Annotated in this window: 21 protein-coding genes and 1 riboswitch; of the genes, 1 reads left to right on the forward strand and 20 read right to left on the reverse strand. The window is 51.1% G+C overall.

Features of this window, described 5'->3' with window-relative positions:
* Positions 1 to 7: 7 nt before the first annotated feature.
* The 9 genes from INP77_RS02910 to INP77_RS02950 all read right to left on the reverse strand — a co-directional run bounded on the left by INP77_RS02910 (position 8) and on the right by INP77_RS02950 (position 7,278).
* A complete protein-coding gene (locus INP77_RS02910) occupies positions 8 to 574 on the reverse strand; it encodes a hypothetical protein (RefSeq protein ID WP_194747188.1) in 567 nt (188 codons plus the stop codon).
* Entirely contained in the window at positions 571 to 1,728 is a 1,158-nt protein-coding gene (gene hxsC, locus INP77_RS02915; RefSeq protein ID WP_194747189.1) for a His-Xaa-Ser system radical SAM maturase HxsC, read from the reverse strand. Before hxsC ends, INP77_RS02910 begins: the two co-directional genes overlap by 4 nt.
* Positions 1,725 to 3,182 carry a His-Xaa-Ser system radical SAM maturase HxsB gene (gene hxsB, locus INP77_RS02920; RefSeq protein ID WP_194747190.1) on the reverse strand — a complete coding sequence of 486 codons (1,458 nt, stop codon included), beginning with the start codon at positions 3,180 to 3,182 and terminating at the stop codon, positions 1,725 to 1,727. The genes hxsC and hxsB overlap by 4 nt, the downstream gene beginning before the upstream one ends.
* Entirely contained in the window at positions 3,175 to 3,483 is a 309-nt protein-coding gene (gene hxsD, locus INP77_RS02925; protein ID WP_194747191.1) for a His-Xaa-Ser system protein HxsD, read from the reverse strand. Before hxsD ends, hxsB begins: the two co-directional genes overlap by 8 nt.
* A complete protein-coding gene (gene hxsA2, locus INP77_RS02930; protein WP_194747192.1) occupies positions 3,484 to 3,768 on the reverse strand; it encodes a His-Xaa-Ser repeat protein HxsA2 in 285 nt (94 codons plus the stop codon).
* A gap of 236 nt (positions 3,769 to 4,004) precedes the next feature.
* Positions 4,005 to 5,909, reverse strand: a complete 1,905-nt coding sequence (locus INP77_RS02935; RefSeq protein ID WP_194747193.1) for a M48 family metallopeptidase — start codon at positions 5,907 to 5,909, stop codon at positions 4,005 to 4,007.
* Positions 5,910 to 6,162: 253 nt separating this feature from the next.
* Positions 6,163 to 6,549 (reverse strand): type II toxin-antitoxin system VapC family toxin, encoded by a 387-nt coding sequence (locus tag INP77_RS02940; protein ID WP_194747194.1) that lies wholly within the window; start codon positions 6,547 to 6,549, stop codon positions 6,163 to 6,165.
* Position 6,550: 1 nt separating this feature from the next.
* The gene (locus INP77_RS02945) at positions 6,551 to 6,793 is read right to left on the reverse strand and encodes a type II toxin-antitoxin system Phd/YefM family antitoxin (protein ID WP_194747195.1); all 243 of its coding nucleotides are present in this window, start codon (positions 6,791 to 6,793) and stop codon (positions 6,551 to 6,553) included.
* A gap of 197 nt (positions 6,794 to 6,990) precedes the next feature.
* Positions 6,991 to 7,278, reverse strand: a complete 288-nt coding sequence (locus INP77_RS02950) for a DNA-binding transcriptional regulator (RefSeq protein ID WP_194747196.1) — start codon at positions 7,276 to 7,278, stop codon at positions 6,991 to 6,993.
* Between the two features lie 468 nt (positions 7,279 to 7,746).
* Between INP77_RS02950 and INP77_RS02955 the strand changes: the two genes are divergently transcribed.
* A complete protein-coding gene (locus tag INP77_RS02955) occupies positions 7,747 to 7,974 on the forward strand; it encodes a hypothetical protein (protein WP_228518658.1) in 228 nt (75 codons plus the stop codon).
* Positions 7,975 to 8,087: 113 nt separating this feature from the next.
* Here the strand turns inward: INP77_RS02955 and yfaE are convergent, their stop codons facing one another.
* From yfaE to metE, 11 genes are all read right to left on the reverse strand, one after another.
* A complete protein-coding gene (gene yfaE, locus INP77_RS15005) occupies positions 8,088 to 8,498 on the reverse strand; it encodes a class I ribonucleotide reductase maintenance protein YfaE (protein WP_194747197.1) in 411 nt (136 codons plus the stop codon).
* 161 nt (positions 8,499 to 8,659) lie between these two features.
* A complete protein-coding gene (nrdB, locus tag INP77_RS02965) occupies positions 8,660 to 9,793 on the reverse strand; it encodes a class Ia ribonucleoside-diphosphate reductase subunit beta (RefSeq protein ID WP_194747198.1) in 1,134 nt (377 codons plus the stop codon).
* Positions 9,794 to 10,002: 209 nt separating this feature from the next.
* Positions 10,003 to 12,282, reverse strand: coding sequence for a class 1a ribonucleoside-diphosphate reductase subunit alpha (gene nrdA / locus INP77_RS02970; protein ID WP_194747199.1), 2,280 nt, complete (start codon positions 12,280 to 12,282; stop codon positions 10,003 to 10,005).
* Between the two features lie 177 nt (positions 12,283 to 12,459).
* Positions 12,460 to 12,681: riboswitch (cobalamin riboswitch) on the reverse strand.
* Between the two features lie 258 nt (positions 12,682 to 12,939).
* Positions 12,940 to 15,318 carry a TonB-dependent siderophore receptor gene (locus INP77_RS02975; RefSeq protein ID WP_194747200.1) on the reverse strand — a complete coding sequence of 793 codons (2,379 nt, stop codon included), beginning with the start codon at positions 15,316 to 15,318 and terminating at the stop codon, positions 12,940 to 12,942.
* Positions 15,319 to 15,406: 88 nt separating this feature from the next.
* Positions 15,407 to 16,408: a FecR domain-containing protein gene (locus INP77_RS02980; protein WP_194747201.1), complete on the reverse strand. Its 1,002-nt coding sequence runs from the start codon at positions 16,406 to 16,408 to the stop codon at positions 15,407 to 15,409.
* A 2-nt stretch (positions 16,409 to 16,410) separates the two neighbouring features.
* Positions 16,411 to 16,926: a sigma-70 family RNA polymerase sigma factor gene (locus INP77_RS02985; protein WP_194747202.1), complete on the reverse strand. Its 516-nt coding sequence runs from the start codon at positions 16,924 to 16,926 to the stop codon at positions 16,411 to 16,413.
* A gap of 110 nt (positions 16,927 to 17,036) precedes the next feature.
* Positions 17,037 to 18,293, reverse strand: coding sequence for a PepSY domain-containing protein (locus INP77_RS02990; RefSeq protein ID WP_194747203.1), 1,257 nt, complete (start codon positions 18,291 to 18,293; stop codon positions 17,037 to 17,039).
* A complete protein-coding gene (locus tag INP77_RS02995; protein ID WP_194747204.1) occupies positions 18,287 to 20,680 on the reverse strand; it encodes a TonB-dependent siderophore receptor in 2,394 nt (797 codons plus the stop codon). The genes INP77_RS02990 and INP77_RS02995 overlap by 7 nt, the downstream gene beginning before the upstream one ends.
* A 141-nt stretch (positions 20,681 to 20,821) precedes the next feature.
* On the reverse strand, positions 20,822 to 21,670 hold the full coding sequence (locus tag INP77_RS03000; protein WP_194747205.1) for a FecR family protein: 849 nt from the start codon (positions 21,668 to 21,670) through the stop codon (positions 20,822 to 20,824).
* The gene (locus INP77_RS14835; RefSeq protein WP_368667890.1) at positions 21,667 to 22,176 is read right to left on the reverse strand and encodes an RNA polymerase sigma factor; all 510 of its coding nucleotides are present in this window, start codon (positions 22,174 to 22,176) and stop codon (positions 21,667 to 21,669) included. The genes INP77_RS03000 and INP77_RS14835 overlap by 4 nt, the downstream gene beginning before the upstream one ends.
* 170 nt (positions 22,177 to 22,346) lie before the next feature.
* On the reverse strand, positions 22,347 to 24,644 hold the full coding sequence (gene metE / locus INP77_RS03010) for a 5-methyltetrahydropteroyltriglutamate--homocysteine S-methyltransferase (RefSeq protein WP_194747207.1): 2,298 nt from the start codon (positions 24,642 to 24,644) through the stop codon (positions 22,347 to 22,349).
* Positions 24,645 to 24,714 lie beyond the last annotated feature (70 nt).

Genomic DNA, 24,714 nt, shown 5'->3' on the forward strand with positions numbered 1-24,714 from the left:
AAGCCGCCTAGTTTGCCCCGACATCACACACAAAGCCCCAGCGCCCTTCTTTTATATTCACGTATGGCCCAGTAACTGTTGCAAGAAAATACACAGCACTCTTTGGTTGATATTTAAAAGTGAAACTAAAGTCAGTAGCATTTTCTTCGTTTACCCCATACGTTCCAATCAAACTCGTAGAGTCCGCCCCTTTAAACTCTTTCCTAACGAGTAACTTTTTATTCTTATCGCCAAAAGGTGAGAAATAATTATGCGCATTTTTGAGTGATGCATCATCAAGCGACCAAGACTCGATGACAACTTTATTCACCTCAAATGGAAGGGTACCAATGTTCCTTATCGTTACTCCTAAGCTTGCTAAGCAGATCTCTTTTGTTGGTAACTTGCTCCAATTAAGAAAACCCGTTGAAGCAGTTCTGATTTCTAAAGGCTTTTCTATTTTTACATATTTAGAATAAGCCCAAGCCCCAGCAATAAGTATTGCAAGTATCTCAACGAGATATTTAATAACCTCTAAAAAGCTTTTAGCTTTAGAAAAGGTAGATTCATGAGACTTGCTACGAAAGCGCCTCATAAAGGTTTGATGTGATCACTATATCGATGAAGCAAGCTAGATGAGAAAAACCCTCCACACTCGTGTGCTCTTTTACATCCTTCACACTCAGGTGCAAATTCATTCTTCCAGTCAGAAATTGATTTACGATAATAAGGCAAAACATCCTCGTTTATAGTACAAAGCTGGTGGTTATAAACAGAGGTTGTTAATCCATAACTAGCCAAGACATTCACCGCATCACTCAAGATATTTTTATACGCAAACGGGTCAATCCATAGACTATCCAAGTTTGCACGAGTAAACCCCATCATTTCAAGCCCCATCAAAGCTACATGATCAACAAACAATAAATTCCGGCCAATGAATTCACAGAGATCCAATAAGCCATCAATAGATTGTTTATGAATAACAACTCTAATTTCGACTTTTTGATTGAGCTTCTTAAGATTTAAAACACCTGCCAGGGTCTCATCAAACGCACCTGAACTTTGAACTATATAGTTGTGTGTTGAGGGATTTGCTGAATAAATTGGGATACCTACCATCATGTCAAAATGATTGATGTCGGCATATCTTTTAGCAAAATCTATGTTTTTAAAAGATCGACCATTGGAAAGAATATGAATACCAGTTTGAGGTAAATGGCTTTTAGTAAACTCTAATAACTCTAAAAACCTCTCTCCAAATAACGTGGGCTCCCCTCCAGAAAAACCGATTTCCTTGGTGTTCTTGGGTATTAACTTGATGAGATTGAAAGCTTCACTTAATAAATAGGAATCATCGTGATTTTTAGGAGGTTGTGAACACATTAAACAATAATGATTACATTGCTCTGTAATCATAATCGTATTATTTGTTGCCCTTTTACGGTATAGAACCCGTATGTGTTCTTTATTTGGTGTGATACGAACAATATCTTCATCGTTCAAGTAACTAAACTCATCTGGCAAAACAGTAAAATTCTCCCCCTGAGAGAACTCAATATCTTCGGCTAGAGACTCAAACGTAATGTAATGAGAAAATCCCTTCGGTGCATTCTTGGCCCTAGTAATGAATGCTTTATCGCTTCTTAAAACCTGAGGTAGGTTTGGATTAGAGCTTAACGAAAATAACTTTGCTTTTTCAGAAGTAAGTTCATGAACTTGGATTACTTTACCCCCAAGTTTGATCATCGGTTAGCCCATCCGAGGAATAATTTTTTTGTATCAGAATCATTTTCCATGAGGGTAATTAAGTGTTTAAAAATACTCATGTTCTTTTTACAAAACTCTGACTCAGGCTTCCGCCCCAAAAAATCCTTATGTATTGCATGGTGATAAACTGGCTCGGAGCCACAGTATGGCTCAAATGCACATTCAGAACACATTGGAGCACTTAGCGTAAAAGACTCTTCAATTGCATCAAGTAACTTATCTGAGAGAATGATATCTTCGTAGGAATCAGACAAAATATTACCTAACTCAAAAGTCTTATCCCCCATTTCAGCAAGCATTCTGCTTTCATCAGAAGCGTAAACTTTGCCGTCATAATTAAAAACAATTGCTGCAATTCCAATACCAGCAGGGTTCATTAAATCAACATACCCAGACTCTTGGGCAGTAAGAATTTTCTTCAAAATTAAACTAGAGTAATACTCTGAGAACTCAACTCCATTTCGATTCAGCTCAATGATGTAATCAAGGCCAGCTTTATAAAACTGTAACCATCGCTCGGTGTTGTATGCCATAAATTTTTTTGTTTTTATCGCAAAACCGTAAGGTGACAGTGGCCTTAAAAAAATACCCTTAAATCCTAGCTTTAAATATTCGTCGATAATGTCTTTAACTTTATCTAGACTCGACTCTGTTGTTGTCATCAAAGCTGAGACTTGATCATAGCCAAGCCTGTTTCTTGCTTGCTCTAATCCGGAAAGGAATCTTTGGTAGCTATCTTTGTTTGGTCTTGGTCTATTTGAGTTATGCAGAACCTCAGGACCATCTAGTGAAGTTGAAAGCTGAATCTTATGCAACTTGCAAAAGTCTAGCATTTCATCAGTTATTAACGAAAGAGTTGTGGCAATTACAAAAGCAAGATCTCTATTTGCAATCTGATTTCTAACCTCAGCAGATTCAACAATATATTTGATAAGTTCAAAATTCAGTAATGGTTCACCGCCTTGAAACTCAATCTTTATAGCTGGAGATGGGGACTTGAATACAAAATCAAGAGATCTGTCAGCCATTTCCTTAGTCATATCAAATGAAGATTTATCTTCTGATTGCCTAGAAACTTGGCAATATGGGCAACTATGATCGCAGCGAAGTGTGACGACAAAGATATGTAAATTAGTAAATTGAGAAAGCCTAGATAACTTCGTTCTCAGTTTCAATGCCAATAATTCAATTGGTGACTTTTCTTTCGGCAATCTTATGAAATGCTTGGATCTTAATTGAGAATATAGGCTACTAGTAACATCTAGTTTCCGATGAACCAAATCTTCTAAATCATCATGTTCGATGAGCAGATACTCGCCAACAAGATTAGTTATGATGTAACGCTCATCATTAAATCTATCAAATTTAAAGGGTAGCAACTCATAAGACGAGTCTTTTGCGGAATAGCTTTCAATCCCTTTAAATTTACTCAATTTGTTGCAAATCCGTATTCAAGAAAGTCGCACTCAGTATTAAATTTCTAACCGTCTCGGTTTCTTTAGAAATCAATTGACGTAAGTGCTGATCAAGAACTTCCTTCTTAAAATCCGCCTCTACTTTTTTGAGGTGTAGTTCTGTGTGATCCCCATCAAAGGTAATACGGCAAAGTATCGATTTATCCTTTAACTCAAAATCAACCGAAAGTTTATTGATAAATCGATATGCCGCTTTCTGTATTGTTTCAACAGAATAAACACGCTCATCAAATGTGAGAGTTGTTGTAGTCTTACTCACTTAATAACCAGATGAGTGTGAACGATGCGAGGAATGTGAGCTATGCGACGAATGAGAGTAGTGATCAGCGTAAAAAATACCGTCACTATTAGGTTTAAGAATAAATTTCAATGCGCTCTTATCACTAAAGTCGAACTTATTGATTTCTGCGGTCTCAATTTCAAGTAACTTAGACTTTTCCTGATTATCAATTGAAACGCTATCGATGGAGTTCGCGTGCGATTGAGTTGCGGTTAATGCGTTCGCCAATACAGCCAAAGGCAAAAGATATTTTCTTTTATTCATATTAGCCTCCCACGTTAATTAATAATATTTTTAAAAAATTTAGCATGTACACCACACAAACGTCCACAGAGACGAACTCAACAATAATTAAAATATTGTAAATTTAAGAATTTAAAAATTAATGTGAAAAACAACTATCAACATTCTTGACCAACAGATTACTTAAACTAATCAATGACGCTTTTGATCAATAAATCGGAAGTTTGGGTAGCGCTGGCTATCAATACTCAACAAAACTACCGCTTTTCATAAACCGGCTCCACACCCAGCTTTTTAATTCTTTTCTTAAATGGCTTAAACGCGCCAGACTTGAGCGAAACAATAAACAAATGGATGGGAAACTCTTTGCTGACCAGGCGCTCGATGACTTTTTTCGAGGGGTCGGTGAGTGAAAAAGTAGGCATTTCAAAGGCGAGCAGATAGTCGCCCTTGGTGTTGTCAGCATCTAATACGCGCTTGAGTAAATAGACCCTTTTAATATCTTTGGCGTCGCTGGCGATGACGGCCCTGATCTGTTGCACGGTGGCGTCGTCGAGGTCGTGTTTTGCCAGCGTGGCGGCGGGGGTTAAGGTGGAGAGCTCCTGGTGGATGGCTTGCAACTTGTTGGCGCGGGCTTGGTAGCGTTGCAGGTACTCATCGGCACGGGCCGGGTTTTTGGCGGCGTAGTAATGGTAGGCTTGCTCGCAGGCGGCGAGGATGGCAGATTCGTCTTGCGCCATCACGTACTCTAAATCGTCAATGCCGGTTTCATCATCTTCGAGGAGTTTGTAAACCCCTACTCTATAGCGGCCTTGCAAATGCTCAGGGTGCTGCTGCACAAAGGCTTCAATGGCCGAGCGTTGCGGTTCGTCTGGCGTCAGGTCTTCTTTAATGGCGATGACTTGCCATTGCTCGTCTGCAGTCAGTGTTTCTTTGGCGAGCAGTTCATTCAAGGTGGCGGTTTGTGCCTGGATATCCTGATGGCGTGCGCTCCAGTTTTGCTCGATGCTGGACTGCCATTCTTGATCGAGCTTGTGGGTGAAGTGTGGCAGCTCGGTCCCTAGCCAGGCATTGGCAGCAGAAGTGCTATGGTCTGCGCGTGGCAGGGTTTTCAGGGTCTCAAGCTCCACACCAATCGCTTTCAGGCGATCTTTGATGGCGGGATGCGTGTCGAGATGGTTGGTCTCGTAGGTGTAGGCGAGGTCTATGTAACGATGCAAGGTGTCTGGTTCTAGCGTTTGGTTGACGATAGATTGCCAAACGGCGCTTTTATCTTGCATGGGCATGGGCTCAGTGGCAACGCGTTGCTGGATTTGCGCATGCAGGCATTCTTTTTCGAGCTGGTAGAGCACGTGCACGCGTAACAAGGCGCTGGCGGTGTTTTCTACCCCGGCGATTTTGACCGAGACATGGTCGGCCTGATACTCATTTTTGCGCGCCAACACAAAGCTGTAGGCGTTGAAATAAGGCGCGTACCAGCCAAACATTTTGGCTACATAGCGCGAGCCCCAGTCACGCCAGCCACTGGCCATGTCGTGCAGGCGCGCCCAGGTGGAACGTAAGCGGTAAATAAAGCCGGACCAGCGGCTATGGTCGCCAGACAGGTGGCCATACTCATGCGCGATTACCGCCATTGCCTCGCCTTCGGTGAGACCTTGCAACAGCGGCAGGCCCAGCATCAGGTAATTGGTTTCCCAGCCAAACAGGCCAAAGCGCGGATATTGAATAATCGCCGCATTGATATCGTGAGTGAGCAACACATGGCTGATTTTGGGGCCTGCGAGCGCGGTTTCGAGTGACTTGATTTTTTGCCACAGCGCGGGGGCTTGGGCGGGGGTGAGCTCGGTGCCCACCGGCTTGTCAAAGCGGCTAAACAACACCTTGAAGGAGGCTTTGAGCATCAAGAAGGCGGGCAAGATCATCAAAATCAGCAATTTGCCCAGCTTGAGCAAGATGAGTAGCACTGCACCACCAGCAACAAAGGTCAGCGCGACCAAGCCTATGAGTAAGGCCAACGGGATCAAGGCCATCAAGAGGGCAAATCCCAGAATCAAAAAGCCTAGCAGGCTCACGAGAATGACGCGGACAAAATAGGTACTGTAATTTTGCTCGGCCAGCCTTTCAGACCGCGTAATCAGGTTCTCTAAAGATGTTTCACGCATGCGCTACCTACCCCTTTACACCAAAGCCAAAACCATTCCAGTCATGGTCGAATCAAGATGAGGAAATCGTTGCACGCCTAGTTTTGTTGTATGCGTTTAATCACGCGGGATCAAACAGTCTGGCGCGCTTTTTTAATGATTGTAAATGATGAGCTATTTTTTAAAAGGATTTTTTAATGCAGGCCATAGCAGCATCAGCCTTGCACTCAGCAGATGGGTATCACGCTGCTGAGTGCAGCCTAACAATAGGCCGCTACACCATGATTAAAGCGACCGGGTAGCCGCCGAGCTGGCGATCTGCCGTCATTAACGTCACCCCTTCGACCTGCGTCTGCGCAAGCAACATGCGATCAAAAGGGTCTTTATGCCGCTCTGGCAAGGTGGCGACGCTCATGGCATGGCTGCTATTGATCGCGATCTCCTCAAAACCGTTCTCCAGCAAGCTACGCCGCAATACGGCCAAGTCCACTTTAAAGTCCACCCGGCCCAGGGTGTTTTTGATGGCAATTTCCCACAGACTGGCGCTGCTGAAGAAGAGTTGATTGCCTGTATCTTCAATGAGGGCTTTTGCTTTGCTTGGCAGCTGGTCTGCCCCCGCCGCTGCCCAAAGCAAAATATGGGTATCGAGTAACAGCTTCATCTTACTCGAGGCCAAACAGGGTTGAAATTTCGGCTTTGCCCATCTCGTCAAAGTCTGCAGGCACCTGAATTTGACCTTGCATAAAGCCAATACGCTTGATTGCGGGCGGCTCAGTCGCCTCTAGCCGGGTGACTTTTACCAGCGGCTTACCCGCTTTGGCAATAATGAAAGACTCCCCATTGACAGCCTGATCCACCAGTTTAGAGAGTTGTGTTTTTGCCTCGTGAATATTGATAATTTGCATGATGTCCAAATTAAACTAAGTTTAGTTAGTTTAGTTTAAACAGAAGGGAGATTGGAGTAAAGACTTTCGGACTCAAGCACAGCTTTTTATGAGCTGTTATGGAGCGTCATGTGGCTAAGCATACAATACGTGAACAGATACTCACTGAACTTCTTTATAGTGAGCAACTTGAGTTTGCGCAAATAGTTGAGGCGAATTCAACGCACCTCCAACAGCACTTCTGGATGTTTATGCGCAATGCGCATCAAGGTTTGCGCTGCACCTGAAGGTTTAATCCGCCCCTGCTCCCAGGCTTGCAAAGTGCGCACGGATACCCCCAATAATTGGGCAAACTCGCTTTGCGACAACCCTAGCTGGTTGCGTGCTGAAACCACAAATGAAACATCTACCTGCGTGCTACGCGCGACCTTGCCAGCTTTAAGCTCTTTGACGGATGCCAGCAAGTCTGCCTTGAATTGCGCCATCTCTTGATCAACTTTAGTCATTGATGAACTCCTGTTTTAAAAGACTCAAGAAGTCACTGGGGAGATTGTCAAACTTGGCTTTTGCATACACGATCAGCAAGCCAATTGGCAAACTCAACGCGCCCTTCTTCCCTACATAACATTTCTGCATACTTGATAATGACACTGGTCTCAACAATAGCGAGCATCAACTATACCCTTAAATGGTATAAAAAGAAGCCGTCGAAAACAGGCGATACCAATTTGTTAGCCATTGTGAATATATAGCATTATCTATTGGGATAGGCGCGCAATCTTCGAGCGATAAAGTTCAACTTAGCCACTAAATTTTAGGTGTTTTATGCAAATAGCCCCTTAAAGTATTGAATTGAATCACTTATCTACCGCTTAGCGGTGTATACATCAGTAAAAAACTCTGATATGGTGTTTATAACTAAAAGAATTACGATGTTTTACAACGCATTGTTCCCGGGGTGGGTAAATTCGATTATGGCTAAAAGATCTGGAAAATATTTGTACTCCATACGTAGCGCCAATGGGGTGTTGGTAGAGAATCTGCAGGTGTACGGCAAATCCCGTGCCGAAGCGGATGAGAAAATTCGCCAGATGTATTGGCGCTGCGAGATTTTGAGTTGCAAGCTGGTCGCGGACCTAGATACACGTGCGCCCAACCTCAAAATGCAATGGGTGCGACCGGCACCGCGTGCCGCGGGCTAGTGCATGAGCTGATTTCCCATCAGAAGCTATTTCAGGCAAACCATAAAAAAGGCGCGATAAAGATTCGCGCCTTTTTTATTATTGATGCCATTTAAAACGGTAAGCCCTGAAACTTAAAACAAGGACAAGTTGCTGGCAGTAGAAACCGGCCTGGGGATGCGTCTTCTGGCCAGCTTTTTGACGCGGCTATCCAGCGTGGGCAAGTCATCATCAAACAGTGAGCCTTGGGCTGGGAACAGCTCTTCTTGTGCCTGGAACACTTGCAGCTCTGGCCGCAGCTCACAATCGAGGCGGATATCCGATTTGGGGACACAGCAACAGGGCAGGATTTCGTCACTGGCAATAAATGCGAGCGGCTGTTCCAGGTATTCGACCTCACCATCAAGCAGGCGCACGCGGCAGGCGCCACAATAGCCGCCACGGCATTGGTACTCGACCTCATGCCCGGTGCGCTCCAGGCCTTCCAGCAAGGTTTCATGCGGGATCAGGCTGAAGCGGGTATGCTGGCTGCGTATGCTGATCATTTTAAAAATGACTTGTTAAAATCAATAGCGAAACAATCAATTAATGAGCGCGCGGGATAAAGTGCACGGCTTATGGAGCACAGAAACCGCAATGTTCACGAGAGCACATGAGGGTTTCGCGCACCGCACAACGCCGTAATTTGCCCGCGCAGCCATTTAAATTACAACTCAAAGTCGTTGAGATCGTCAGCCGAGACTTCTGAATCAATCTGCCCGATTAAGTAAGAACTTAATTCTACCTCTTGAGGGGCCACTTGTACGGTGTCGGAAGACAGCCAGGTGTTGATCCATGGAATCGGGTTGTTTTTGGCATTGGGAAATGCCGGAGGCAAGCCGACTGAAGCCATGCGAGTGTTGGTGATGTATTCCACGTACTGGCAAAGAATGTCTTTATTGAGGCCTATCATGGAGCCATCTTTAAACAGGTACTCGGCCCACAGTTTTTCCTGCTCGGCGGCGGATTTAAACATCTCGAAGCACTCGGTATGCAGTTCTGCGGCAATCTCGGCGAACTCGGCGTCATCCTGGCCAGAACGCATGATGTTGAGCATGTGCTGTGTACCGGTGAGGTGCAAGGCCTCATCACGCGCAATCAGGCGGATGATCTTGGCGTTGCCTTCCATCACCTTGCGCTCGGCAAAGGCAAACGAGCAGGCAAAGCTGACGTAAAAGCGGATGGCTTCGAGGATATTCACGTTCATCAGGCAACGGTAAAGCAGCTTTTTGAGCGCACGCTTGTTGACCACCTTGGTCTCGCCATTGATGACATGATTGCCCTCGCCCAGCTGCGAGTACAGCATGGTTTGCTGAATCAGCTCATCGTAATAATGCGCAATATCCGAAGCGCGTGCCGTGATGTTTTCATTGCGCACGATGTCATCAAACATCACCGACGGATCATTGACGATATTGCGGATAATGTGGGTGTACGAGCGCGAGTGGATGGTCTCGGAAAACGCCCAGGTTTCAATCCAGGTTTCCAGCTCAGGCAGGGACACCAGTGGCAGCAAGGCCACGTTGGGGCTACGGCCCTGAATCGAATCCAGCAAGGTCTGATACTTGAGGTTGCTGATAAAAATATGCTTTTCGTGCTCGGGCAGACTCTGGTAATCGGAACGGTCTTGCGACACGTCAACCTCTTCCGGGCGCCAGAAGAAGGAGAGTTGCTTCTCGATCAGCTTCTCGAATACCGGATATTTCTGCTGGTCGTAGCGCGCCACATTGACGGGCTGCCCAAAGAACATAGGTTCTTTGAGTTGATCGTTATCGGTTTTAGTGAAGATGCTGTAGGCCATCTGTGTTCCTAATGTTTAAGTTTAATGCTCAAACTGTTTTTAAATTGTACTTATTACCCCACTGCAATAAGCGTTGAATCAGTGAGCGAGCGGGATAAAGTGCAAGGCGTACGGAGCACAGAAACCGGAATGTACACAAGAGTACATGAAGATTTCGCGCACCGCACAACGCAGCAATTTGCCCGCGCAGCCACTGAGTCAATGCTTATTTAAATTTTGCAGGCGCCGCTGGCACACCCATCATCCTCGGCTTCCGTACCGCCCTCGCTCGCACCATCGCGGGTGTTGTGGTAGTACAGCGTTTTAACACCGAGTTTGTAGGCTTGCAGCAGGTCTTTCAGCAGTTGCTTCATCGGCACACGGCCGCCTTCAAAACGGGTTGGGTCGTAGTTGGTGTTGGCTGAAATCGATTGATCGACAAACTTCTGCATCACGCCCACCAGCTTGAGGTAGCCGTCATTGCTGGGGATGCGCCACAACAACTGGTACTGGTTACGCAGGCGATCAATCTCAGGCACCACCTGGCGCAAGATGCCGTCTTTGGATTGCTTGACTGAGACCAGGCCACGCGGTGGCTCAATACCATTGGTGGCATTGGCAATCTGGCTGGAAGTCTCGGAAGGCATCAGCGCCGTCAGCGTGGAGTTGCGCAAGCCATCTTTCTGGATTTCCTTGCGCAGGCTTTCCCAATCCAGATGCAATGGCTCGCTGCACACGGCGTCGAGGTCTTTTTTGTAGGTATCAATCGGTAAAATGCCTTTGGCATAGGTGGTCTCGTTAAACGCACCACACGCGCCAAACTCGCGAGACAGTTGTACGGACGCTTTTAGCAGATAGTACTGAATGGCCTCAAAGGTACGGTGGGTCAAGCCCAGTGCAGCCTCGTCGGTATAGCTGGTGCCGTTTTTGGCCAGGTAATAGGCATAGTTGATCACACCCACGCCCAGTGAACGGCGCTTATTGGTGGCGTTGAGCGCGGCTTTGACTGGGTAATCCTGGTATTCGAGCAAGGCATCTAATGCACGAACCACGAGCTCGGCCAGGCCTTCGAGCTCGTCCAGCGATTCCAGCGCGCCCAGGTTAAATGCTGACAGGGTACACAGCGCAATTTCGCCTTCGGTGTCGTTGATGTCATTGAGTGGCTTGGTCGGCAGTGCGATTTCCATACACAGGTTGGACTGGCGCACCGGCGCAACAGCCGGATCAAACGGGCTATGCGTGTTGCAATGGTCTACGTTCTGGATGTAGATACGGCCGGTACCGGCGCGCTCTTGCATCATGAGCGAGAACAAGTCTACGGCAGGCAAGCTGCGCTTGCGGATGCTGTCATCGGCTTCGTATTGGGTGTACAGGCGCTCAAAGGTATCCTGGTCGGCAAAGAAGGCGTCATACAGGCCGGGCACATCATGCGGCGAGAACAAGGTGATCTGTTCACCTTTGATCAGGCGCTGATACATGAGGCGGTTGATCTGCACGCCATAGTCGAGGTGGCGCACGCGGTTTTCTTCGACGCCACGGTTGTTTTTAAGCACCAGCAATGACTCAACTTCGAGGTGCCACAAGGGGTAGAACAACGTCGCCGCCCCACCGCGTACCCCACCCTGTGAGCAGGATTTGACCGCAGACTGGAACAGCTTATAGAACGGCAGGCAGCCGGTGTGCTGTGCTTCACCGCCACGAATTTCACTGCCCAGCGCACGGATACGGCCGGCGTTGACGCCGATACCGGCGCGCTGCGACACGTATTTCACAATCGCGCTGGAAGTGGCGTTGATGCTGTCCAGGCTGTCGTCACACTCAATCAGCACGCAAGAGCTGAATTGGCGTGTCGGCGTCCGCACGCCAGACATAATTGGTGTCGGCAGTGAGATCTTGAAGGTAGACACCGCATCATAAAAACGCTTGATGTAATCGAGACGCGCCTGGCCTTTGTAGTTAGCAAACAGGCTCATCGCCACCAGAATGTAAAGAAACTGCGGACTCTCGTAGATCTTTTTGGTGACGCGGTTTTGTACCAGGTATTTGCCCTCAAGCTGCTTGACCGCAGCATAAGAGAAATTCATGTCGCGCCAGTGGTCCAGATAGCCATTTAGCGTATCAAACTCTTCGCGGCTGTAATCCTTGAGCAGGTGCGGATCGTATTTGCCCAGCGCGGTCAGGTTGGTCACATGGTCAAACAAATGCGGTGGCTCAAACTGGCCATAAGCAATTTTGCGCAGGTGAAAAATATTCAGGCGCGCGGCCAGGTACTGGTAATCCGGCGTTTCTTCCGAAATCAGGTCGGCAGCAGATTTGATGATGGTTTCATGGATATCGTCGGTGCGGATACCATCATAAAACTGGATATGGGAGCGCAATTCAACTTGTGACACCGACACATTATTGAGGCCTTGTGCGGCCCAATCAATGACGCGATGAATCTTGTCGAGGTTAATCGGTTCCTTGCGGCCATCACGTTTCGTGGCTTGCATGGATTCGTATTGTGTCATGGTGGCTCCCAGTGCTGGCGGCGGAAGGGACACGGCACTGGCTGCGGGGCGCATTTTTTCTGGCAATAGCCTGCCCGTTGTCGAGCAATCAAAGAAAAAACCTGCACCCGTTTAAAGACCAGACTTGCAATCAGTACAGGACTCACTGCATCTGCCGAGGACACCCCGCCTCAAACGTTAACAAGAAAAAATCACGGCAGGTCTCCTGGCTCTCAGGTCATGATTGTTTGCCTTGGCCTTCCCGAATCGCTTCAGTGGCGAGCAAAGCAGCAAACAACTCGCTGATTACAGTTGCGGGGGCAGCTCTGGCTTGACAATGGCCATCGCCATCGCGCACCAGATTCCCTTTTAAAGACAGGCACCGATCAGTGCCCGTATACCGTATGGACGTGACTATAAATCAATATATACGCATTTTCAACACACAAAAACACAATATATTGTTATGAGACACTAAGTGATTGTTTTGCCTGAATATATTTTTTTGCAAGGCCCAGAGCAAGCATTTTGTGCTGTGACCTGATGTTTGCCCAGCCTCAAAAAATGCTTTTTTGCCTCACCGCCAGGCGACCGGAGGCGACAAGCCAGCGTCAGACCCGCCTACTGACGCTGGCGAGATGGCAGCCGCCATCGCAGCCACCCGCAAAGTTATCTCGCTTAAAAATCGAGTTGTGCACTGGCTTTAAAGATACGCGGCTCGCCTTGCGTCAGGAAATTCCAGTCGCCATGTGCTTGCCAGTATTTTTCGTTGGTCAGGTTCTGCACCCCGGCACGCAAGGTGAGTTGATGCGCGTTCAGCTTGGTGTGATAGCGCGCACCGAGGTCGAACAAGGTATATCTGTCCAGTGCATGGGTATTGGAGGCCTCAAGATAACGCCGACCGACGTAACGCGCGCCTGCCGACAGTGTCAGGCCAGGCAAATCCATCACCTGGTAGTCCGCATACAGCGCTGCACTCCAGCTGGGGGCATTGGCGGCATCCTTGCCATTCACGCTGGCATCATCACTTTTATTCTCGCTTTGCATCCACACCAGGCTGCTGCGCAATGCCCACTGGCTGCCCAACTCGACACGGCCAGCCAGGTCTAGCCCGCTCAACACCAACCCTTTGCTTTGTTGCACATAGACATTGTCTGCATTGGTATACGCCAAACCACGCTGCATGCGGAACAGCGCGGCCTCGGCCGACCAGAAACTACCCTGTTGCTTGAGGCCAATTTCATACTGCTTGCTTTCAAGCGGGCCAAACGACTGGTTTTCGTTATTGGTGCCTATGGGTGCCGTATTGCCTTCTTCGAGCGCTTCAACATAGCTGGCGTAAGCCGTGATGGACGCTTGTGGCTTCCAGAGCAAGGCGTAAGTCGGCGTCATTTTGCTTTTTTTGTAGGTGGGGCCATTGGGCTGATTTTTTTCATAGTTGCTATGTCTCAGACCAATAATCGTGCTCCATTCCGGCGTCCACTGCAGGGTATCACTCATAAACACACCGACATTACGGGTTTTGAAAATGGTACTGAGATTCCGGTTGATACTTGCGTCAGGATCAGTCTCATCACTGCGGCCAGTGTAAAGATTACCCGTCCCCAATAAGGCAAAACTGTCCGGTGCGCCACTGCGATGCACCGTCTGCAAGTCTGCGCCAGTGACCAGAGCATGCTTGATCTGGCCGGTTTCAAACTGGCCATGCAGCATCAGATTAGCTGACTGATTGTGATGTTGGCTATACCACTGCACTTGCGCATCGCTAAAGTTTCCCGCATCGTCATTGATGGTCATATAACTATCGTAATTGGTACGCCTGAGCTTGGAAACCCGCGCCGCAGTGCTTAAATACCACTGGTCATTAAACTGCCAGCGCAACGCCGTGCCTGCCGTCATCATCTCGGTTTCATGATAGGTGAAGTCCTGCGTCAAGCGGCGTGCGCCGTCAATCGGTTTAGGGCTGGCGGCATTTTGATCCACCACCAGGGCAAACATGGATCCATTGACCTTGCGCTTCTGGTAGAGACTATCCAGCTCAACCGTGAGTTGATCAGAGGGTTTGAAATCCAGCGCCACAGAGGCAGAGTCGCGCTTGATCGGGGCATCAAGATAGGTATCCCCTGCCTCATGGATGTAGTTAATACGCATGCCCGCACGCCCCTCTGCAAAGCGGCGACCAACATCCAGATTCAGGTTGTACTGGCTATCCGTCATTAAGCCCGCCGTCACGCGGGTGACTGGCGTATCCCCGGCGCGTTTGAGTCTGTAATTGAGGATGCCGCCCGGTTGCGCAAAGCCGTACATAAAACCGGACAAGCCTTTCAGCAGCTCAACCTGCTCAAAATGCTCAATCGGTAAATCGGTGTTCCATGGTGAAATATTCAGGCCATCGATCTTGTAGCCATTCAATAAATCCAGTGCCAAGCCTCTCACCGTAATCATGGTACTCTCCCGGGCCACGCCATTACTGGACGCGGTGACGGCTGCATCCAGCTTGAAGGCCTCGGCAACATTGCTAGCTTGGCGATCTAAAATGTCCTCAGCCTTGACCACACTGACTGAAAACGGGGTATCGAGTAAGGACTTGTCGCCCAGCGCCCCCTGACTGGCAGTACTCGCTTCATAACGGCTTAACAGACCGTTACCCTCTTTACTGGCCTGCACCTGTACCTCGCTTAAGGTTTGTGGCGCGTCTTTTTCGGTGATGACAGGAATCACACTGAAATGCGTTTCATCCGTCTGTTGTAATGCCAGGCCGGTATTTTCCAGTAATTGATGCAATGCGGCTTGCGCAGTGTAGCGGCCTTTAAGCGCGGCTGCTTTCTTGTCAGCCAACAGCGCGGCATTTGCACTCAAACTCATGCCCGTTTGTGCTGCGACTTGCGTCAATGCGGTTGAAAGCGGCCCTGCGGCAACATCAAAAACATAAGTGGCCTCTGTGGTCTGTGCCCAAGCGGCTGGCGCAAGCGGATGCAAGCCCATGGCGGGAAATAGCAGTGCTGCTCGCACAAGCAGCTTGCGCATCTGTGGACGGAATAAAACTGGGGATGACATGATATCAGGCTCCAAAGTTGAATATTGAATGGGTTCAACTGGTATGCCGGATGAGCATCAAAAAAGGGAACTCTGATTAGAAAATGGTTTATCGTGCGACCAGCGCCAAGCCACCAGCCGCGTCCTCACGCGTGCGCACGGGCAGGACCGTTTCGATGGCGGCCAGGATCAAGGGAATATCCTGAGCCGGGTAATTGAGCGGATAGACGCCAACCAGCCGCAAATTTGCCACCGCCGGCTGCACGCGGATAGGCACACGGGTATAGCGATTTAACTCGGCAACAAACTGGGCGAGCGGTAAATTGTCCGCCACCATTTGCCCGCGCGACCAAGCTTCACGGGCCAGGTCTGCCCGCCCATCGGCGATTACTCCGGTTGCGGTGAACCTCGCCTGCTGCCCTGCCAGGATATCCACACTGGCAGCATCATGCGGGCGAATGCGTACGGCGCCTTCAAATACGGCCACATGCCCGCCCTGCAAATCACCACGTACCGTAAAGCGCGTGCCGAGTGCGGTCAACCGGGCATGCAGGGTATCGACCACCAATGGCCTGGACGGGCGCTGCAGATCACGCGCGGTGGTGACAAGAATTTCGCCTTGATGCAAAACGATGCGACGCACATGCGGGTCATAGTGCACATCGACAGCAGTGGCCGTATTCAATGCCAGCAAAGTGCCTTCTGGCAGCCGCCAGGTTTTGCGCTCGCCGATTTGCGTGCGATAACCGGCATGCGCAATTGCATAGGCATTGAGCCAGCCACGCCACGGCAAGGCCTGGCGCATAAGCAAGCCACTGGCAAGCACCGTGACACCCAAACCCAAACGGCGCAAGGTGCGGCGACGCTCAACCGACTGCACCTGCTTTAAGGTCGCTCGTGCCGTGGCGGCAGGCACAGTGGTCGCCAGCTGTTTGAAGGGTTGACTGATGGCTTCAACGCGCTGCCAAACCCGTGCATGCGCAGGATCGGCCGCCAACCAGGCTTGCCACTGTGCAAGCTCTTGTGCATGCAGGGACTGATCCTGCAAACGCGCAAACCACTCTGCCGCCTGATTTAAAATACGCTGCTCATCCGCCTGGTTGTAATGCATGGTTATGGCCCCTCATCCATCATCAGGCAAGCCAGCATGGCTTGTGCCATATACTTTTTCACCATGCGCTCGCCTACCCCCAGCCGCTCAGCAATGTCGCAATAGCCGAGGCCATCCAGCTGTGATAACAGGAAAGCTTCGCGTACTTTGGGCTTTAGACAGTCCAGCAACTGGTCAATGCGGACCAGCGCCTCAAGAATCAGGGCACGCTCTTCGGGTGAGGCAACGAAAGTCTCGGGCGCCACAGCCAGCGTCTCCTGCCAGGCACGCTCCACCGCTTGCCTGCGCCAGTGATCAATCAGCAAATGCTTGGCAATCTGCGTGAGGTAGGCGCGGGGTTGTTCGAGCGCATGCACATTGCGCTTGCCATGCATCATGCGCAAGAACGTATCTTGCGCCAGATCGGCAGCTTGCTCACTACAACCGAGCTTGCCGCGCAACCATGCGCGCAACCATTGGTGATGATCGATATACAAGGCGCCTACTGTTTGTTGCAGCGTATATTCGTTTGCCAGCATAACAAATGGATAAGATGTAATAAATGATAATAATTCTCATTATATCATCTATCCGCGCGGGCGGCATGTTTGAGCCGCAGTAGGGTTACGCCAGAAACTACGGCGCTGAATCAATGCCGTTGCAGTGTATTGGCAGGGTGTGACGCGCGTAAGGTGACACGCGATTTACCTGCGCGCTTTCGACTCCAGATCAGCACGCCCGTGACGGTAATCATCACCAGCGAGAGCCCGGTCACACAGACAAATATACGGTAAGGCAAGCCGAACACTTGCGCCATGTGCAATGCCCCTATCCAATTGCTGAAAGTATTGCCTGCCTGATCCTCGGTGGGCAGCCAGTGGCCTTTGATTTCACCGGTATAGGCATCTATCGCAATGGCGGTATTGCCACGATCTTGCCGCAAATCGGCCGAGCTATGCACAAAATACTGGTACACGCCGCGCTCGCGGTCCAGACGCAAACGGTCTTCGTAATCAATCTGCAGGTGATGATTTTTTGCAAAGCCTTGCATGGCTTGCTGCGCCATGCTGTGGGCTTGCAGCCAGGACATGGGCAGGCTGGTCAGCGGTTGTGGCAATTTGGGGATGCTGCGCCAGGACAGATCAAATGGCATCAGCTTGGTCATGACCGGCACATAGACTTGCTCGCGCAAGTTGAACATGACACTGGACCAGGCAAAGATCAGCAATACGCTGCATAGCCAGAGCCCAACCGCACGGTGCAGGTCAAAGTTAATACGGGTGCCTGAAGCTTGCCATTTGACCAGCCAGGCCGGTTTCCAGCGTTGCCAGTAACTGCTTTTGGATTGTGGCTGCCGCCGCGGCAAGGTGAGGAAAAACGCCACAAAAGTATCCAGCGTCCACAGTACGGCAACGATGCCCATGATGAGGCGGCCGCTGACGCCGGGCAAGGCCAGCGAATAATGCAATTTATACAAAAACGGTAATAGCGTCTCGCGCTGGAAAGGACCCGCCGTGGATAAGCGTGACCCCAGCACCTTACCTGATTGCGGGTTGATAAACAGTTGATCTGCCGGGATGCTGGCCTGCGGATCCACAGGCGTGAGGCGGAAGATCACGGCTTCTGCGTGGTGATCTTCCAGCGCGCTTTGTGGCAATTTGAATTGCAATTCATCGACCCGGGTATTGGCGGGCGCCTGCTGTTGCGCCTGCGCTTGCAGCTGGTACACGTCCAGCATAGGCTGGCCTGGTTGCGATAACGCTTGATACAGGTGTGGATTGAGCCATGCATCGAGCTCATCCTGAAAAGCGATGATGGCGCCGGTAAAGCCGGCAATGACCAAAAAGGCGGCCATCGCCAGGCCTACCCAGCGATGCCAAACCACAAGTGCGTGTCTAGTTACCATTGAAAATTTAAATTGGCCATCACATTACGGCGGTAACCCCATTTGCAACCGTCGCCACTGTATGCACAATTGGCCACATACTCCTTATCAAACAAATTACTGGCATTGAGTGCAAATTGCCAGCCTTTCCAGCTTGTGCCCAGCTGGGACAAATCATAACGAACCGCCAAGTCTACCAGCGTATAAGACGGCAGCTTGAAGGTGTTGGCATCATTACCGAAACGGCTGCCCACATAGCGCACCCCGCCACCAACCACCATGCCCGGCACCCAGCCGCCAGGCAAGCGGTAGTCGGCCCATAATGCGGCGGTATGGTGCGGCACATGGTTAGGGTCTTTGCCCTGGAACGGCACCCCCTGCAAGCTATTATTACTGCGCGTGATTTCAGGCAGCATATAAGTATAACTGCCAATCAGCGACCAGGCGTCCCACTGGGTCTTGGCCTCCAACTCCAGCCCGCGGGTACGCACTTCCCCATTTTGCAGATTAAACAAAGGATGCTGCAGGTCAGTCGTGGTCACGTTCTGGCGGCGCAAATCAAAGACGGCGGCACTTAGCAGTGTCTGGCTGTCTTTGGGTTGATATCGGATGCCAAGCTCATATTGCTTGCCGGTTTCAGGGGCAAAGGCCTTGCCATCAAACATGGTGCCGATCACCGGTAAAAACGACTCCGTGTAACTGGCATACGGCGCCAGGCCATTCTCCGCCAGGTAAACCAGGCCGCTGCGCCAGGTTTCGGCCTGATCGCGTTGCGACGACGAGGCGGCAGGACTCAGCACATTGTCTGTTTGCATGCGGGTGTGGTCCTGACGAACCCCCAGTGTTGCCACCCACTGGCGGTCAATTTTTACTTGGTCCTGCAAGTAAATCCCGGTTTGGCGTTGCTGTTGCTTCAAATTGGCTGACAACACCAGGTTCACCGGCGTCGCTCCATACACCGGCGTATACAGATCCAGCGGACTCGCCGCCCCTGATGTACGCAGCACATGGTTATCCAGGCGCTGGCTGTCTATCCCCGCCAGCACCGTATGCTCAAACATGCCATGTGCCCAGTGCCCTTGCAGATGCGTATCCACCACCACATTGTCGACATTTTCATCGGTGCCCATCGCGGCCCGGTTAATACTGCGCTGGTCTGCGCGCAAGCTCACCAAATAGGTTGAAATGGCATCGGTGCGCAGTTGCTGGTAGCGCAGGTTTTGGCGCAGGGTCAAGTGCTCATTAAACGCATGTTCAAACTGGTAGCCCACCGAATATCGTTCCTGCACGTATTTATCCAGGCCAGGCTCCCCCACATATCGGCTGGTGGAAATTTTGCCAAAGGGGCTGCTCACCAGCGTGCCGACCCGCGGCAATGCCTGGTAGCCCTGGCCACGGTCATTTTTCTGGTAGTCGGTCAGCAAGGTCAGCTGGGTCGCGTCCGAAGGTCGCCAGGTCAATGAAGGCGCCAGATAGACGCGGTCGTCAGTGACACGGTCGATCTGCGTATCGCTTTTTTGCACCAAACCCACCAGGCGGTAAGACCACACGCCCTCATCATCTAGCCATTGGCTGACATCGCCACGCACCTGTTGCCGGTCATACTGTCCCAAGGTCAACCCCAGCTCATGCAGCGGTTTATCCGTAGGCCGTTTGCTGACCAGGTTAACCAGCCCACCCGGCGCGCCCTGGCCATACACAATTGAGGAAGGGCCGCGCAATAAATCAATGCGCTCAAGGCCATAAGCCTCAACCACCGTACCGCCCTGATTATTAAATGCGTAATTACGCAAGCCATCGCGGAACTGGTCCCGGCCCAGGCTAAAGCCACGGATGCCGATATTGTCAGCGCGCGGGTCTGGCCCGTTTGCTTCAGACTGCACACCCGCGGTATAGCGCAAGGCATCGCCTACCGACTGCACGCCCTGTGCGTTCATCTGGTCACGTGTCACCACCGACAACGATTGCGGCGTTTCGATCAGGGCGGTATCGGTTTTGGTCGCCGTCACGCTACGCTTGGCAACATAGCCTTTGACTGGCCCATTGGCGGGTTCTTGCACCGTTTGCCCAGACACGCTGACCTCTGGCAGGTCTTGTGGCTCACTATGTGTATGTGGCGGGGGAGCGGCTTTGGTTAGCGTATAGCCAGCGGCGGTGGCTTTTAACACCAGCCCGCTGCCTGCCAGCAGCTTTTCCAGCGCCTGCCGCACACTCAAGTCACCCTTGAGCGCAGGCGCCTGTTTGTGCTCGGTGAGTTCCGTTGAAAAAATAATGCTTTCCCCGGTCTGGTGGGCCAGGGCCTTCAACGCCTTGTCTAGCGGTTGTGCGGGCATATCAAGCTCGACGGCATGCACAGACAGGCTGGACAGCAAAGCGGCGAACAAGGCAGAGTTGCGAGTAAATGACATCTTCTTCCCATTGAATAAATAATGAATGACATGGGTATGTCGTGCCAGCCTTCGCCAATGTTGATGTCCTTTAGAGATTTTTTTTACGGATGATCCTGACTCAGCGTGATCGAACCGGCGAATCCGGCTTAACCGCACGGATTAACGATGCCGGATCACCACGTCAGCCTCTGCCTGTTTTTCGACACGCACGGGCAGAATCTCGGGCAACACGGCCAGCAAGGATGCGATGCCATTGATATCGTATTCGCCGGACAGGCGGTATTGCCCCACACGGGCATCCGCCAGCGTGATCTGGCCAGTGTGATAGCGCTGCAATTCGGCCACCACGTCACGCAGTGGCAGCCCATCAAAAATCAATCGCCCGTGCTGCCAGGCGGTAGCCGCCTCGGCACTGGTGCACCGGTTTTCAGAAATGGCTGCGCCGCGGGTGGTCACCGAGAGATTTTTAGTCAGCCGACGCTGTGCCTGCGCAGTGATCACGTCTACACTGCCCTCCAGCACCGTGACCATGGCCCCCTCCGCGGTATTGCGGACGTTAAACACGGTACCGATATCGCGAATCTTCACCTGGTTGGCATCCACGGTAAACGGTTGCCAGGCGTGTTTCACCTTAAACAGTGCTTCGCCTTGTACCAGCGTTAATTGCCGCGAACGCAGATGTTGCTCGGCCAACAGAACGGTGTTGGTATTGAGACTGACAGCAGAGCCATCCGGTAACTGGAAGTGGGCAGACTGTCCAATTGCCGTCTGCAGGTGCTGGCTGGACAATACCGGGTCATAGCAGACCACGGCCGCCAACAGGCCGCAAGCGGTGGTTGCCAACGCCTGTTTTATTCGACGCCGTTGCCGTGTTTGCTGCATGGCTTCCTGCAGCAAGGCCTCCCTGGAGGGAAAGTGTGCGCGCAAGGCGTCAGCGTATGGCGCCAGCGGATCTTGATGGTCAGCAGGCTGGTTGGGCGCACGCAATGTGTGGTCCGGTGCTTTCATAGCCCCGCCCATTGCCGCTGGATGCTGCCCATGGCCTTGTTAAAATGCTGCGTCACCATATTGCGTGAAATACCCAGCGCATCGGCAATCTCCTGCTGCGGCATGTCGTGCAGACGATGCAGCAAAAACACTTGCCGTTGCCGGGCTGGCAGCGCTTCTATGATGCGCTTCAAAGCCTCAAGACGTTGTACAAAATGCATGACGCGTTCGCCATCGATCTGGTGCGCGTGCTCTGCTGTCTGCTGCAAGTGATTGAGGTGGGATTGTTGCGTCTGGTACTGCCGGTAGCGGTCAATCGCGCGATGACGCGACAGCTTGCGCAAAAACGCCACCGGCGTTTGCACCGCCAGTTGCGGCGGCCGCTCCATGATCTCCAGGCAGACATCATGCACCACATCCCTGGCGAAATGCTGGTCGCCAAAACGGCGTCTGACATAGCTCACCAATTCGTCGTAGTGATAGACCAAGGCAACCACGAGTTTGGAATGTTCAGGATGAAGATGCACTGCGCAAAAGACAATCAATAAAAACCATATCTTAGCGGCAGGCAAGAAAAAACACAAATGAAAATCATTATCAATAAAAAAATAATTGTTTACCGCCTCCTTGCGTGATAAAAAAGGGCCCTCTATGCGAGCCCTGTACGTGAATGTGTAAGTGATTTTAGTACGCTGGCTTAAAGTGCAGCCTGTGCACGCAACTGCTGGGCCGCCGACACCATATTGCGCAAGGCCGGGATCACTTCTGCCCATTGGCGGGTTTTCAAGCCACAATCCGGGTTCACCCACAAACGTTCGGCCGGGATCCGCGCCGCCGCTTTTTGCATCAAGGCGACCATCCGCTCAGGCTCTGGAATATTCGGCGAGTGAATATCGTAAACGCCGGGCCCGATTTCATTCGGGTAGTTAAAGTCGTCAAACGCATCCAGCAACTCCATGTCCGAGCGCGAGGTTTCTATGGTGATGACGTCGGCATCCATGTCGGCAATCTCGGCAATAATGTCATTGAATTCCGAGTAACACATATGGGTATGGATCTGCGTTTCATCGGCCACTCCATTCGCTGTGATACGGAACGACGCCACCGCCCATTGCAGATACTTTTTCCAGTCTGATTTACGCAGGGGCAAGCCCTCACGCAAGGCCGCCTCGTCAATCTGGATGATGCGGATACCGGCTTTTTCCAGGTCTAGCACTTCCTGGCGTATGGCGAGTGCTAACTGGTAGCAAGACACTTCACGTGGCTGATCATCGCGCACAAACGACCAGTTCAACATGGTCACCGGGCCGGTCAGCATGCCTTTCATCGGCTTGCTGGTCAGTGATTGCGCGTATTCAATCCATTGCACTGTCATGGCTTGCGGGCGGCTGATATCACCGAACAGGATAGGCGGCTTGACGCAACGGGAGCCGTAGGACTGCACCCAGCCAAACTGGCTGAACGCATAGCCCTCCAGTTGCTCGCCAAAATACTCCACCATGTCGTTGCGCTCGGCCTCGCCATGCACCAGCACATCCAGCCCCAGCGCTTCCTGCTCACGCACACTACGCGCAATTTCGGCTTTCATGACGGCCTGATAATCTGCCTGATCCAACTCACCTGCCTTGAACTGGCGACGCGCCTGGCGGATTTCTGCCGTCTGCGGGAACGAGCCTATGGTCGTGGTGGGGAATTTGGGCAGGTTGAACAAGGCGGCCTGTTTGGCAGCGCGCTGCGTATAAACGTTCTGGCGCTGCCCCAGTTGCGGCGTCAATGTTTGCAGCACGGCCTTCACAGCCGGATTGTGCACACGCTTGGATAGCCGACGCGCCTCTATCGCCACCTGATTGACGGCCAAAGCCACTTTCACCGCCTCGCGGCCATGATTTAAGGCCGTGGCCAGCACCTGCAGCTCTTCGAGCTTTTGCTTGGCAAATGCCAGCCATGACTTGATTTCGCTATCCAGTTTAAGCTCGCTGTCGAGGTCCACCGGCACATGCAACAGCGAACAAGAAGGCGCCAGCCACAAACGGTCCCCCAGACGCTCGGCAATCGGCGCCAGCCAGTCCAGCGTCGCATTCAAGTCGGTTTTCCAGATATTGCGGCCATTGATCACGCCCAGCGACAGCACCTTGTGTGCAGGCAATATTGCTAGCAACGGCACAATTTCATGGCGGGCATTGATGGCGTCTATATGCAAGCCAGCGACCGGCAGGTTGGCCGCCAGGTATTGGTTATCCGCCAGCGGGCCAAAATAGGTCGCCAGCAGCAGCTTGACGCGGCTACTCTTGAGTTGGTGATAGGCCAGGTTAAACGCATGCTGCCATTCCGATGTCAGCTCGGTCACCAGCACAGGTTCGTCCACCTGCACCCACGCCACGCCCTGCTGCGCCAGCGTTTCCAGCAATTCGGCATACACATTGAGCAATTGCGGCAACAGCGCCAGCCGGTCAGAGTCATCTTTGGCCTTGCCTATGGCCAGGTAAGTCACTGGTCCAATGATCACCGGTTTGGCTTGCACGCCCTGAGCCTGGGCTTCGGCCAATTGCGCAAGCAGGCGCGACGCATCCAGCTTGAAATGGGTGTTGGCCGTAAACTCGGGCACGATATAGTGATAATTGGTATCAAACCATTTGGTCATCTCGCCTGCCGCCACACCACCACAACATTGCGCATGCGCTTCCGCAGACTCAGCCGAGCGTCCACGCGCCACACGAAAATAGTTATCCAGTGGGTCACCATGAAAATCCTGGACCCGCGCAGGCAAATTGCCCAGCGTAAAACTCATGTCCAGCACCTGGTCATAAAACGCAAAGTCGCCCACAGGTGCAAAATCCAGCACCGATTGCAATTGCCAGTGCTGTTGCCGCAGGTCTTTGCCTATCTGCTTGAGGGTGTCTAACGAAGACTGGCCTTTCCAGTAAGCCTCCAGCGTAAACTTGAGCTCACGCTGTGCGCCTATGCGTGGAAAACCGAGATTGTGAGTCGTGATCATGATGGGTTCCTTAACAAATCAGAACCGGCATTCTAGAAAGCACAACCCATGAAGTAAAATGGTATTATTT

Origin of the sequence: Methylophilus sp. 13 (assembly GCF_015354335.1) — a bacterium.
Taxonomy (GTDB): domain Bacteria; phylum Pseudomonadota; class Gammaproteobacteria; order Burkholderiales; family Methylophilaceae; genus Methylophilus; species Methylophilus glucosoxydans.

What these genes read in the sequence shown, in the direction of transcription:
- INP77_RS02910 (WP_194747188.1), bottom strand. Translation starts at nt 574, where the DNA reads ATGAGGCGCTTTCGTAGCAAGTCTCATGAATCTACCTTTTCTAAAGCT.
- hxsC (WP_194747189.1), bottom strand. Translation starts at nt 1,728, where the DNA reads ATGATCAAACTTGGGGGTAAAGTAATCCAAGTTCATGAACTTACTTCT.
- hxsA2 (WP_194747192.1), bottom strand. Translation starts at nt 3,768, where the DNA reads ATGAATAAAAGAAAATATCTTTTGCCTTTGGCTGTATTGGCGAACGCA.
- INP77_RS02935 (WP_194747193.1), bottom strand. Translation starts at nt 5,909, where the DNA reads ATGCGTGAAACATCTTTAGAGAACCTGATTACGCGGTCTGAAAGGCTG.
- INP77_RS02940 (WP_194747194.1), bottom strand. Translation starts at nt 6,549, where the DNA reads ATGAAGCTGTTACTCGATACCCATATTTTGCTTTGGGCAGCGGCGGGG.
- INP77_RS02945 (WP_194747195.1), bottom strand. Translation starts at nt 6,793, where the DNA reads ATGCAAATTATCAATATTCACGAGGCAAAAACACAACTCTCTAAACTG.
- INP77_RS02950 (WP_194747196.1), bottom strand. Translation starts at nt 7,278, where the DNA reads ATGACTAAAGTTGATCAAGAGATGGCGCAATTCAAGGCAGACTTGCTG.
- INP77_RS02955 (WP_228518658.1), top strand. Translation starts at nt 7,747, where the DNA reads ATGGCTAAAAGATCTGGAAAATATTTGTACTCCATACGTAGCGCCAAT.
- yfaE (WP_194747197.1), bottom strand. Translation starts at nt 8,498, where the DNA reads ATGATCAGCATACGCAGCCAGCATACCCGCTTCAGCCTGATCCCGCAT.
- nrdB (WP_194747198.1), bottom strand. Translation starts at nt 9,793, where the DNA reads ATGGCCTACAGCATCTTCACTAAAACCGATAACGATCAACTCAAAGAA.
- nrdA (WP_194747199.1), bottom strand. Translation starts at nt 12,282, where the DNA reads ATGACACAATACGAATCCATGCAAGCCACGAAACGTGATGGCCGCAAG.
- INP77_RS02975 (WP_194747200.1), bottom strand. Translation starts at nt 15,318, where the DNA reads ATGTCATCCCCAGTTTTATTCCGTCCACAGATGCGCAAGCTGCTTGTG.
- INP77_RS02980 (WP_194747201.1), bottom strand. Translation starts at nt 16,408, where the DNA reads ATGCATTACAACCAGGCGGATGAGCAGCGTATTTTAAATCAGGCGGCA.
- INP77_RS02985 (WP_194747202.1), bottom strand. Translation starts at nt 16,926, where the DNA reads ATGCTGGCAAACGAATATACGCTGCAACAAACAGTAGGCGCCTTGTAT.
- INP77_RS02990 (WP_194747203.1), bottom strand. Translation starts at nt 18,293, where the DNA reads ATGGTAACTAGACACGCACTTGTGGTTTGGCATCGCTGGGTAGGCCTG.
- INP77_RS02995 (WP_194747204.1), bottom strand. Translation starts at nt 20,680, where the DNA reads ATGTCATTTACTCGCAACTCTGCCTTGTTCGCCGCTTTGCTGTCCAGC.
- INP77_RS03000 (WP_194747205.1), bottom strand. Translation starts at nt 21,670, where the DNA reads ATGAAAGCACCGGACCACACATTGCGTGCGCCCAACCAGCCTGCTGAC.
- metE (WP_194747207.1), bottom strand. Translation starts at nt 24,644, where the DNA reads ATGATCACGACTCACAATCTCGGTTTTCCACGCATAGGCGCACAGCGT.